This window comes from Citrobacter sp. CRE-46 (assembly GCF_059615875.1).
In genome coordinates this window covers 235,980-247,744 of record NZ_CM184341.1, presented here as the reverse complement: position 1 = coordinate 247,744, position 11,765 = coordinate 235,980, and the positions used below count along the sequence as shown (strand labels likewise).

Sequence of the window (11,765 nt, the reverse complement as noted above, 5' to 3'; positions counted from 1 at the left end):
CATATTGAAATTACTGATGGTTCTGCATATACGGCGTATAAATCCCGTTCAAACTTTCGAGGAACGCCACGATATCGTCGATATCTTCCTGCGGCAGTTCCTTACCCACCTGATAACGCAGCATCAGTTTGACCGCACCATCGAGCGTAGGCACATCGCCGCGATGGAAATAAGGCGCAGTCAGCGCAACGTTACGTAATCCAGGGACTTTCTGACGTAGCTTGTCACGTAGTTCATTGGTAACGTTCATCCGGCCAATATCTGCGGCAGTGACTTCGCCGAAATTAAAGTCCTTTTTCAAACCTAATGGTTCAAATGAGCGTCCGCCTAAAATAATACCGCCATGACAGGTCGCGCACTTATTTTCCTTAAACAACTGATAGCCATGTTTTTGCTGAGCCGTTAACGCCTCCTCATCACCACGTAACCACTTATCAAACGGTGAATTTGGCGTGATCAGCGTTTTCAATCGCATCGGTAATATTATCTCCGCTGAATCCCTGTGGATAAACCGCAATAAATTCTTGCTTCAAGAGCGGATCTTTATCCAGCTTCTGGATAATTTCATCCCAGGATTTAGATGCCATTTCAATCGGGTTCAACGGCGGACCACCTGCCTGCGCCTGCAATGTCGGCGCACGGCCATCCCAGAACTGTTCCACGTTGAAGACTGAGTTAAACACCGTTGGCGCGTTGATCGGCCCGACCGCTCCGCCTACGCCAATTGACGTTTTCCGGCCATCCACACCACCCGCATTCAGGGCATGACAGTGCGCGCAAGAGATCGTGCTGTCGCCGGAAATACGCGGATCGTGATAAAGCGTAAAGCCAAGCGCCACCTTCCGGGCATCAGTCGGGATGCTTTCTGGTATTGGCTGTACGGGTTCATTACGATGCTGCGCGGCGGTATCTTTACTGGCGTAATACTGCTCACGCTGTTTGGCGACCCAGCCCAGAATGTCTTCGCGCTCCGCATCGCTCACCTTACCGGCCCAGTGCAGCGCGGTATAACGCGTCGGCGGCATGGTTTCGTACTGCATCACCCATTCAATTTTATTCAGGTCGCTTTGCGAAACGGGTTTATCCGCGACCAGCGCCGCACGAACGGCCTCAAGATTGAAGGATTTATATCCCAGTTGAATGTCGTAATTCATCAACTGCTTAGCGACAGGAAAAGAAGAATAGAAAGGTAATTCAGCCGAAGGGGTGTGACAATAATCGCACCCTTTTTCGCGCAAGAATCCTAAAACTTTATTATTTGCTTCCTGCGAAGAGGCCTGAACATCAGCCTGTTTGCTCCGTTGATTATCGTGATACCACACATAACCGGATAATCCAAAATAACAAATCACGATGCCAGCTATGGCAATCGCGGTAAGACGGGTAATGATTTTCATTATTTTACCCTCACCGTTGTGAGTTATTGTGACCCAGAAAAATTAGAATAATTAATGCACAGTCTTTGTCAGACTTGACCATCATAGGAAATGAGGGGATTACTATTTTGATAAGTATCAAGCAATTACATGGAGGAGAACTATCAATAGAATAGCCTGCGCCTATTATAGCGTTAAGCCATTAGCAGGTTTCGTTCACACCTCGTTGCAATCGAATGTTCTGAAAATGGAATATCTTCAGGTCGCGCACGATTCTGAATTATTCATTATTATCATTGGGATAGTTTAATTTATTAAATAATGCTCAACACTAAAACGTGATCAACCGCACGCTTTACTCAGCCAATACCGAAGCGAATGTCTACGCTTAACTGACGACCGGGCAACAGCCTTACTATTTCACCGTCCATCGGAGGTCTTTCTCATTATGCTCAACCAGAAACTACCCCACGCCCCTTCTGAAGAACTGACGATCGACATCGATCTGCTTTATGAAATGGATCCGTGCGAGTTAAAGCTGGATGAAATGATTGAGGCAGAGCCTGAGCCGGAGATGATTGAAGGGCTGCCCGCCTCAGATGCGTTAACCCCGGCCGATCGTTACCTTGAGCTGTTCGAACATGTCCAGTCGTCGAAACTGTTTGCCGATAGCAAAACCTTCCCCGACTGTGCGCCCAAAATGGATCCGCTGGATATTTTGATCCGTTATCGCAAGGTCAAACGCCATCGGGACTTTGACCTGAAGCGCTTTGTTGAGAACCATTTCTGGCTCCCGGAAACGCCCTCCAGCGAATACGTTTCTGACCCGGAAAATTCGCTGAAAGAGCATATCGATCAATTGTGGCCAGTGCTGACGCGCGAACCGCAGGACCACATTCCCTGGTCCTCGTTGCTGCCGTTACCGCAGTCATATATTGTGCCTGGCGGACGTTTTAGCGAAACCTACTACTGGGATTCCTATTTCACCATGCTGGGTCTGGCAGAGAGCGGTCGCGAAGATCTGCTGAAATGTATGGCGGATAACTTTGCCTGGATGATCGAAAATTATGGTCACATCCCAAACGGTAATCGAACGTACTACCTGAGCCGCTCGCAGCCGCCGGTCTTTGCGCTGATGGTGGAACTGTTTGAAGAGGATGGCGTACGTGGCGCGCGCCGTTATCTTGATCATCTAAAAATGGAGTACGCGTTCTGGATGGATGGCGCCGATTCGCTGGTGCTCAACCAGGCCTACCGCCACGTAATCAGAATGTCGGACGGATCCTTGCTCAACCGCTATTGGGACGATCGTGATACGCCGCGCGATGAATCGTGGCTTGAAGACGTCGAGACCGCCAAGCATTCAGGTCGACCGCCCAATGAGGTGTATCGCGATTTGCGTGCAGGCGCGGCATCGGGATGGGATTACTCCTCACGCTGGCTACGCGATGCAGGCCGCCTTGCCAGCATACGCACGACACAATTCATCCCAATTGATCTGAACGCGTTCCTCTACAAGCTGGAGAGCGCCATCGCCAATATTTCGGCGCTGAAAGGTGACAAAGAAGCTGAAGCGCTGTTTCGCCAGAAAGCCAATGACCGCCGCGATGCGGTGAATCGCTACTTATGGGATGATGAAAACGGCTGCTATCGCGATTATGACTGGCGACGTGAACAAATGGCCCTCTTCTCTGCCGCCAGTATCGTACCGCTGTATGTCGGCATGGCAACGCATGAACAAGCCGACCGGCTGGCCAATGCGGTACGCAGCCGCCTGCTAACGCCAGGGGGTATTTTAGCCACAGAACATGAAACCGGTGAGCAGTGGGATAAACCCAACGGCTGGGCGCCGCTGCAATGGATGGCTATTCAAGGTTTCAAATTGTATGGCGACGACCATCTCGGGGATGAAATTGCCCGTAACTGGTTGAAAACGGTGAATCTCTTTTACCAGGAACACCACAAGCTTATCGAAAAATACCATATTGCCGACGGCATGCCGCGCGAAGGCGGCGGCGGGGAATATCCGCTGCAGGACGGCTTTGGCTGGACAAACGGCGTGGTGCGCCGACTCATCGGGTTGTATGGCGAACCTTAGCCGCTGGCGGCCTGACTCCTCAGGCCGTTAGTTAATCGCATCGTAGAGTTCAGAATGAATTTTTTGCCACTTTTTGTTCTCCGGGCTGGGTTCTGCACGAGCGCGCAGCTGAGCCTGCTCAAGATCATAGTGTTGACGTGCGATAACCGCCGGAACCGAACAAAAACTTTGCAGGTAGCTTTTGTGCAAGGAAGTGAGTGACGCCCCATTCGACATGGCATGACTGAGCGTACTCATAAACTGTCTGCAAGGTTTGCTCTCGTTCATCTGCGCAGGATAACGCAGCAGCAGTCTCAACACCTCGGTATTGCCCGCAGCGAATGCTTGTTCCGTCCACGCCAGCTTCCAGTCCATCCCGCCCTGCAGGAACAGTGACGTCACACGGGTATCGTTGCGATCGATAGCCGCGCGCATGTTAAAGGCATCCCAGGTGATACCCATTCGGGTCACAGATTCCCGTGCGGAAGGTGCATCGCGGCGCGATTCCTCCTGCACAATTTCAACAGATTGTCCGGATGGCGCCTGTGGCGCTGGCGAAGTGAATAACCAGAACGCACCCAGCGAAATCACCAGCACCATCACGCCGACCGCGACCCACAACATGCCTGAAATCAGCTGTTCACGCTCCTCCGCGGTGCGCTTTGCTCGCTTCTCCGGCGGATCAATACTGTCGGCGATTTCCTGTTTGTCGCCCCCCGCCTGCTCATCCTTTTGCTTTGCCATTTCCCAGAACTGGCGGACGGTCGTCTCATCAGACTCCAGATATGACGCGGGATTAACACGCGTACGCCTTTCTGCAAATGCCCGTTGTACAGGGTGAGTAATCTGTCGGTACTGACAATCCAGCAACATCAGTTGTACTGAGGTCAGCGGCTGCTGCGCGATGACGCCGTTGCGAGCCAGCCGGCAATCATCCAGAAACATACGCAACGTCAGACGTGGTTCGACAAACAACGTCAGCACCGAGGTGTCGTTAAAAATCTGGGTAAAGTGGCGTACAAACAATTTCTTATCCACGACCATAAGCGCCAGCTCGCTAAACATCATGCCGTCCAGCGCATCCCGACTGTCACCCAGTTTTAACCAACGGCGCAGGCGTTCCCCACCGAAGTGCTGTTTCAGGAAGCTGTTGAGTGGATGTTGATCCGGCCATACCCGTGCGATAAGCGATTTGAGCGTTAATTCTATGGCACGAAGCTGACGCTGCGCGTGGATCTGTGCTTCAGGCTCTGCACGTTCAATCTCAGTTTCATACTTCAGGATGGGCTGTTGCTGACGTAACTGTTCCAGAGACGCCACGAAGCGTAGCGCAGAAATCAGCTGGTTTTCACTGACGTCCTGGCCATTTTCATACTGCGGCACGCTCTGCTGCAGATGACGCAGCCGCAGAGTGAACTGGCTCAATTGCGCATCATTCATCTGCAAACGTCTGGCGACAGCTCCCCAGCCGCCCAGATTCAATCTGGCCTGGTCAAGCTGCTCAAGGAACCATCGCGGCTCTTTACCCTCTGCGACATGCACGCCTAACAGCAGCAATATTTCTACCGATGCCTGACGGATGATCGCCAGACAACGTTCAAAGGGTGTACATGTCGCTTGTAATGCGCTATTGGTCATCATCTTCCCTAACAGGACCCAAAACGTGCGGCCTCACAATGGTATGTCGTTATTTTCTATAAAAGCAGATGTGTATCGACGTAGACTAAAACACATTCATATAGCAAATAAATCTGTTTTACAGTGACTTCCGCACAATCATGGAAAATTATTCAGGAGATATGTCCGTGCCCGTATTGAAAACATCGCGCCTGATCTGTCGTCCATTGAATATTGAAGATTGGGCGTTCTTTTTAACGTTACAGCAGAACGCTGATGTGATGCGATTTGTCGCTGATGCGCGCACAGAACAAGAGATACAGGCAGCCTTTCATTCACGCTTACCAGAGTGGTCCCCCGGCAGCCCGCACTGGCTTTGCCTGGTGCTGTGCGATAAGGCATCGGGAACGCCGCTGGGGGTGACTGGATATATTCATGAAAACAATGAATGTGCCGAGGTCGGTTTTTTGCTTACTCCCGAGGCACAGGGTAAAGGTTATGGCACTGAATCCCTGCATGCCGTTTGCGATTACGCATTTACCCACGGCGGACTCCGCCGGCTGACGGCCTGCGTCACCGCAGGAAACGAAGCCTCAAGACGTCTGCTGGAAAAGATTGGGTTCATTCACGAAGGTACGCTGCGGGAAAGCTACTGGCTACAACAAACCTGGCGCGATGACTGGCTTTTCGGCCTGTTAAAACGTGAATATCAGCCGCCAATGCCATAAGGCGTTTTGCTGTAAAAACGGGCTACATGGCAACTGGTGTAACGGAGTGGATTTCTTAAAATATATCTCTTTACTCAGAGAGTATTATGCCGCTCCGTTCAACGCACTTCACACCCGCCTGTGTCGCATTTATTAAGCAATGGCAAGGCCTGTCGCTGGAAAAGTATCAGGATAAACATGGAATTTGGGTGATAGGCTACGGGCATGAAATTGCCGCAGACGAAACCTTTGATACCCCGATTACGCTAATGCAGGCAGAAGCACTTCTGCTCGCCGATCTGCATCTCTGTGAGGCGTTACTATATGAAAAAAAACCGCAAATAAAAGATCGGTTTCAACAAGAGACGTTAATTGCGTGGATATTCAGCGTGGGAATGACCCGATTTAACGCGACAGAAATTTGGCCTTAAGCTATTTCACAGCCAGAAATTTTCTGACTGTGAAATTTACGTCAATTAAATAGCGTCGTTTAACATCATTGCCGCCTGCGTACGATTTTTTACCTCCAGACGCTGGTAAAGCGACTCAAGATGGGCTTTTACCGTTCCGGTACTGATATTTAACAGTCGGCCAATTTGTTTATTCGACTCGCCCGCGGCCAGCATAGTCAAAATTTCTCGCTGACGCGCACTGAGCGATCTTATATTTTGGCGGCTACTCTCAGCCGCTGTAATACAGTCTCTGGGGATAAACATCATGCCCATCGCGACACTATTGAGCGCCAGTGTGAAGGTTTCCGCGTCAGAGTCACGTGGAACAATGGCCAGCACGTTTAATTGCGTGACCTCCTGTAGCCATCTTTTCCGGCAATCCGTTGCTGTTACCAGCACTTTTACCGCCGAATTACGTTGCGCGATCTGTTGCAGCAAGCTGCGGCAGAACTCAGCATCAAGATCGCCATCCAGCATTACCATTGCATCAGGGTTGTCTTCCAGCTTCTGCCACAGGTCATCTGTCTGACTGACACCCTGAACATCCACTCCTGGAATACGTTGCTGTAAACTTACATTCATTCCATGAATAAATATTGACTGCCTGTCAAACATTATTAACTGCATTATTTATCTCCGTCTGAATAAGATATTAGCCTTAGCGCGCGGAAGGGTATTACCCATAGGGTAAAATAAGAAGTCACCATTTGGCGGGTGGGCCATTGTACCGATAGTCGTAGAAGAAAGAAGCAGAAATTATGATTAGTTACAGCTCAATCAACAGAATCACACAAAGAAACAAAACCAACGAAATATATTAAGTAAATTCTTATATTTTGACGCTCATATATATTAATTAATATTAATTATATGCAGTCTATATTTTTGTCGAAAAATAAGGAATGCCAACCATCATTCAAATATGTTACAAAATAAAAAATCGCATTAAATGCTTATTCAGCCAATATCTGGCTGAATAAGACACGACGGGTTACAGGAACATTCCGCCGGAGACCTCAACACGCTGCGCCGTCATCCACGCCAGCTCATCGCTGAGCAACGCGGCAATCGCGTCACCGATATCATCCGGCAAACCAACGCGCCCCAACGCTGTTTGCGAAGCAATGTACGCATTCAGTTGCGCGTTATCCCGCACATTTCCACCGCTAAAATCGGTTTCTATCGCGCCGGGGGCAATAATATTGGCCGTAATTCCGCGCTCCCCCAGCTCTTTTGCCTGATAACGGGTTAACACTTCCATCGCCCCTTTCATAGCCGCGTATGCGCTGTAACCCGGCAGCGCAAAGCGCGCGAGTCCGGTTGAAACATTGAGGATCCTGCCGCCTCTGTTCATCAGCGGTAAAAGGTTCTGCGTCAGGAAAAAAGGACCTTTAAAATGGATATTCAAAAGTTGATCAAATTGCGCTTCGGTGAACGCGGGATACGGCGCGTTAATACCAATCCCGGCATTGTTCAATAAATAATCAAAGGTGTCGCTTTGCCACTGGGTCTGTAAGGTTTCCCGCACTTGTTTTATAAACTGAGGGAATGTTGAAATATCCCCGACATTCAACGGTAATGCCGCTGCTTCACCGCCAGATTGGCGAATTTCATCCACAACCTGCAGCGCTTCTTTTTCATTGCTGTTCCACGTCAGGATGATACCGATTCCTTTGCTTGCCAGCTTAAGCGCCGCGTTTTTACCGAGTCCACGACCACCGCCGGTCACCAATGCGATACGTTGCGTCATAAGAAACCTCATTTCATGTGTAGTGAAGATTGAGACAAAGCTTATTAGGTGGTAGAAAAACAATAAATATCGCTGATTGCGCATTACTGTTTCATACAGAACAACAATAGAGCATGAGAATGGATAAAATTCACGCAATGCAGTTGTTCATCCGCGTCGCAGAACTGGAGAGTTTTTCGCGTGCGGCGGACACCCTTGGACTACCTAAAGGTAGCGTATCGCGACAAATCCAGGCCCTGGAAAATCATCTTGGCACGCAGCTGTTGCACCGCACCACCCGACGCGTCCAGCTCACACAAGACGGCATGATCTATTATGAACGCGCGAAAGATCTGCTAAGCAATCTGGATGAACTGGATGGACTATTCCATCACGATTCGGCCAGTATCAGCGGCAAGCTGCGCGTGGATATGCCGGTGGGCGTCGCGAGAAATTTGGTGATGCCCCGCCTGGCAGCCTTCTTGCATCAATATCCGGGACTTGAACTCGAACTCAGCAGCAGCGACCACCTGGTGGACTTGATCCGCGAAGGTTTCGACTGCGTCGTACGCGTAGGTACGCTGAAAGATTCAGGGCTGATTGCCCGTCCGCTGGGTAAACTCACGCAGATTAACTGCGCCAGCCCAGAATATCTGGCCCGCTTTGGCTATCCGGAAAGCCTGGAAGATTTAGCCTCGCATGCGGTGGTGCATTACTCGGTGAACCTGGGAACGCGTGCGCAAGGTTTCGAGGTGGCGACAGGCAACGGTACTCAATGGGTTAAAACCGGCGGCATGCTGACGGTGAACAGTACGGAAACCTATCATGCAGCGTGCCTTGCCGGCCTGGGCATTATTCAGGTGCCACGCGTCGGCGTACGCGACGCCCTGCGCGCCGGTACGCTGGTCGAGGTGTTAGGGCAGTATCGTGCCGAGCCGATGCCGGTTTCTCTGCTGTATCCGCATCGCCGCAACCTCTCCCGCCGGGTTCATCTGTTTATGGAATGGCTGACCGGCGTAATGAAAGATTATGTGGACTGACAAGCTATACTGTCCTGAGAATGAACAGAACAAGGAATACTGGCCTGATGACGCAGGAAAAAGAGATAAAACGCCCCATTCAGGAACTTGAGCACGCACCGATCCCAAAAATTGAGACCCAGGAGCGTGAAAAAACAGAAACCAACGGTACGACCAACCAGGCATTGCAAACAGCCCTGACCCTCGCCGATAAAATTCAACGCCAGCCCGTCATCGCCCATATGATTCGAGCTGCAGAGCGTTTTAATGACCGCATGGGAAACCAGTTTGGCGCCGCTATCACTTACTTCTCGTTCCTGTCGATGATCCCTATCCTGATGGTGTCATTTGCCGCCGCCGGTTTTATTCTCGCCTCCCACCCTACGCTGTTGCAGGATATCTTCAGCAAAATACTGCTTAACGTCAGCGACCCGACGCTCGCCTCCACGTTAAAAAACACCATTAACACTGCCGTTCAGCAGCGAACCACCGTGGGTCTGGTCGGGCTTGGGATCGCCCTTTATTCCGGGATTAACTGGATGGGCAATCTGCGCGAAGCGATTCGTGCCCAGTCGCGAGATGTCTGGGAGCGTACGCCGCAGGATCAGGAAAAAATTTGGGTTAAATACCTGCGCGATTTTGTCTCATTGATTGGTTTGTTGATTGCGCTGATTGTCACTCTGTCCATTACTTCTATCGCCGGTTCCGCCCAGCAGATGATTATCTCTGCGCTGTATCTCGACGGCATCGAATGGCTGAAGCCCGCCTGGCGCCTGATCGGCCTGACCATCTCTATTTTCGCCAACTATTTGCTTTTCTTCTGGATTTTCTGGCGCCTGCCGCGTCACCGGCCACGTAAGAAAGCACTCATTCGCGGCACATTTATCGCGGCGCTGGGGTTTGAAGTTATCAAAATGATCATGACCTACACGCTGCCGTCACTGGTGCAATCGCCGTCAGGCGCGGCGTTTGGTTCCGTGCTTGGACTGATGGCGTTCTTCTACTTCTTCGCTCGTCTGACGCTGTTTTGCGCCGCCTGGATAGCCACGGCGGAATACAAAGATGACCCGCGAATGCCGGGGAAAATGCAATAGCCACCGCCGGAATAGTTGTCAATTGCCGGATGGCGACGCACGCGTCTTATCCGGCCTACGGGTGAGTTTGTAGGCCGGATAAGCGCAGCGCCATCCGGCAATTATAATGCCGCCTGTTCTTACTGATTTAGTGAATAAATCCAACCCGTAACTTTTATTTAACCAAAAACCAGTTTTATCATCCAAGTTTTAAATTATGTGAAGCATTTCATGGAAGTGAAATCTTCAGCCTGAATATTATCCCCTTTTTGCTCTTTTTTTGACCAATTGCAGGGTTTGTTACAGATTGAAATATCGCTTTTGCTGTGCGTAATATGGCCTTTCGTTCGGCCAAAAATAAGAAAATATTATGCAAGCAACAGCCACAACACTCGACAACGAACAGGAACACACCCCGGTCAACTCGCGCAATAAAGTTGTCGTCGCCTCACTCATTGGTACCGCCATTGAGTTCTTCGACTTCTATATCTACGCGACTGCCGCGGTGATCGTGTTTCCCCATATTTTCTTCCCGCAGGGAGATCCGACCGCGGCTACGCTGCAGTCCCTCGCCACCTTCGCTATCGCTTTTGTGGCCCGGCCAATCGGCTCCGCGGTGTTCGGCCATTTCGGCGATCGCGTAGGCCGTAAAGTCACGCTGGTTGCTTCACTGCTTACCATGGGGATTTCAACGGTTGTCATTGGCCTGCTGCCGGGCTATGAAACTATCGGCATTTTCGCCCCGTTGCTGCTGGCACTGGCGCGTTTTGGTCAGGGTTTAGGTCTGGGCGGTGAGTGGGGCGGCGCGGCGTTGCTGGCAACGGAAAACGCGCCGCCGCGTAAACGCGCGCTGTACGGATCATTCCCGCAACTGGGCGCGCCTATCGGCTTTTTCTTCGCCAACGGCACTTTTCTGCTGCTCTCCTGGCTGCTGACCGATGAACAGTTTATGAGCTGGGGCTGGCGCGTACCGTTCATCTTCTCTGCGGTACTGGTGATCATCGGCCTGTACGTTCGCGTTTCATTGCATGAGTCCCCGGTCTTCGCCAAAGTCGCTGCGGCGAAAAAACAGGTGAAAATCCCGCTGGGTACCTTACTGACAAAGCATATTCGCGTAACGATCCTCGGCACGTTCATCATGCTGGCGACCTATACGCTGTTCTATATCATGACCGTCTATTCGATGACGTTCAGTACAGCCGCCGCGCCTGTAGGGCTTGGCCTGCCACGTAATGAAGTGTTGTGGATGCTGATGATGGCGGTAATTGGCTTTGGCGTTATGGTGCCTGTGGCGGGTCTGCTGGCCGACGCGTTTGGTCGCCGCAAGAGCATGCTCATCATCACCACGCTTATCATTCTGTTTGCGCTGTTTGCCTTTAAACCGCTGCTCGGATCTGGCAATCCGGCGCTGGTGTTCGCTTTCCTGCTGCTGGGTTTAAGCCTGATGGGACTGACATTTGGTCCGATGGGCGCGTTGCTGCCGGAGCTGTTCCCAACCGAGGTTCGCTACACGGGCGCATCATTCTCATATAACGTTTCGTCGATTCTTGGCGCTTCCGTTGCCCCGTATATTGCCGCATGGCTGCAGGCTAACTACGGTCTGGCAGCGGTAGGAACGTATCTGGCGTCGATGGCGGCGTTGACATTGATCGCGCTGCTGTTAACCCATGAGACCCGTCATCAGTCATTATGATTCTTTTGCCGGATGCGGTGTA

The 11,765-nt window shown here is 51.1% G+C and carries 9 protein-coding genes and 1 pseudogene; 6 read left to right on the top strand and 4 right to left on the bottom strand.

Features of this window, described 5'->3' with window-relative positions:
- Positions 1-10: 10 nt before the first annotated feature.
- A pseudogene (locus tag AC534G_RS01165) lies at positions 11-1,397 on the bottom strand (cytochrome-c peroxidase).
- Positions 1,398-1,824: 427 nt separating this feature from the next.
- Here AC534G_RS01165 and AC534G_RS01160 point away from each other — a divergent pair.
- Positions 1,825-3,474, top strand: a complete 1,650-nt coding sequence (locus tag AC534G_RS01160) for an alpha,alpha-trehalase (RefSeq protein WP_069323756.1) — start codon at positions 1,825-1,827, stop codon at positions 3,472-3,474.
- Positions 3,475-3,501: 27 nt separating this feature from the next.
- On the opposite strand, the gene AC534G_RS01155 is transcribed toward AC534G_RS01160, so the two are convergent.
- Positions 3,502-5,091, bottom strand: a complete 1,590-nt coding sequence (locus AC534G_RS01155; protein ID WP_110496569.1) for an STY4199 family HEPN domain-containing protein — start codon at positions 5,089-5,091, stop codon at positions 3,502-3,504.
- Between the two features lie 167 nt (positions 5,092-5,258).
- On the opposite strand from AC534G_RS01155, the gene AC534G_RS01150 reads away from it, so the two are divergent.
- Positions 5,259-5,798 (top strand): GNAT family N-acetyltransferase, encoded by a 540-nt coding sequence (locus tag AC534G_RS01150; protein WP_110498774.1) that lies wholly within the window; start codon positions 5,259-5,261, stop codon positions 5,796-5,798.
- Positions 5,799-5,884: 86 nt separating this feature from the next.
- A complete protein-coding gene (locus AC534G_RS01145; RefSeq protein ID WP_038635112.1) occupies positions 5,885-6,208 on the top strand; it encodes a glycoside hydrolase family protein in 324 nt (107 codons plus the stop codon).
- Between the two features lie 45 nt (positions 6,209-6,253).
- Here the strand turns inward: AC534G_RS01145 and AC534G_RS01140 are convergent, their stop codons facing one another.
- Together AC534G_RS01140 and AC534G_RS01135 are read right to left on the bottom strand one after the other, a co-directional pair.
- The gene (locus AC534G_RS01140) at positions 6,254-6,856 is read right to left on the bottom strand and encodes a response regulator transcription factor (protein WP_038635114.1); all 603 of its coding nucleotides are present in this window, start codon (positions 6,854-6,856) and stop codon (positions 6,254-6,256) included.
- A 364-nt stretch (positions 6,857-7,220) separates the two neighbouring features.
- Positions 7,221-7,979, bottom strand: a complete 759-nt coding sequence (locus AC534G_RS01135; RefSeq protein WP_110496567.1) for an SDR family NAD(P)-dependent oxidoreductase — start codon at positions 7,977-7,979, stop codon at positions 7,221-7,223.
- 119 nt (positions 7,980-8,098) lie between these two features.
- Between AC534G_RS01135 and AC534G_RS01130 the strand changes: the two genes are divergently transcribed.
- From AC534G_RS01130 to AC534G_RS01120, 3 genes are all read left to right on the top strand, one after another.
- The gene (locus AC534G_RS01130) at positions 8,099-8,998 is read left to right on the top strand and encodes a LysR family transcriptional regulator (RefSeq protein WP_110496565.1); all 900 of its coding nucleotides are present in this window, start codon (positions 8,099-8,101) and stop codon (positions 8,996-8,998) included.
- Between the two features lie 47 nt (positions 8,999-9,045).
- Complete coding sequence (gene yhjD, locus AC534G_RS01125; protein ID WP_110496563.1) at positions 9,046-10,071, top strand: inner membrane protein YhjD; 1,026 nt, start codon at positions 9,046-9,048, stop codon at positions 10,069-10,071.
- Between the two features lie 349 nt (positions 10,072-10,420).
- Positions 10,421-11,743, top strand: a complete 1,323-nt coding sequence (locus AC534G_RS01120; RefSeq protein WP_069323751.1) for an MFS transporter — start codon at positions 10,421-10,423, stop codon at positions 11,741-11,743.
- Positions 11,744-11,765 lie beyond the last annotated feature (22 nt).

Coding starts and splice junctions, on each gene's coding strand:
- AC534G_RS01160 (WP_069323756.1), top strand. CDS start 1,825: ATGCTCAACCAGAAACTACCCCACGCCCCTTCTGAAGAACTGACGATC.
- AC534G_RS01155 (WP_110496569.1), bottom strand. CDS start 5,091: ATGACCAATAGCGCATTACAAGCGACATGTACACCCTTTGAACGTTGT.
- AC534G_RS01145 (WP_038635112.1), top strand. CDS start 5,885: ATGCCGCTCCGTTCAACGCACTTCACACCCGCCTGTGTCGCATTTATT.
- AC534G_RS01140 (WP_038635114.1), bottom strand. CDS start 6,856: ATGCAGTTAATAATGTTTGACAGGCAGTCAATATTTATTCATGGAATG.
- AC534G_RS01135 (WP_110496567.1), bottom strand. CDS start 7,979: ATGACGCAACGTATCGCATTGGTGACCGGCGGTGGTCGTGGACTCGGT.
- AC534G_RS01130 (WP_110496565.1), top strand. CDS start 8,099: ATGGATAAAATTCACGCAATGCAGTTGTTCATCCGCGTCGCAGAACTG.
- yhjD (WP_110496563.1), top strand. CDS start 9,046: ATGACGCAGGAAAAAGAGATAAAACGCCCCATTCAGGAACTTGAGCAC.
- AC534G_RS01120 (WP_069323751.1), top strand. CDS start 10,421: ATGCAAGCAACAGCCACAACACTCGACAACGAACAGGAACACACCCCG.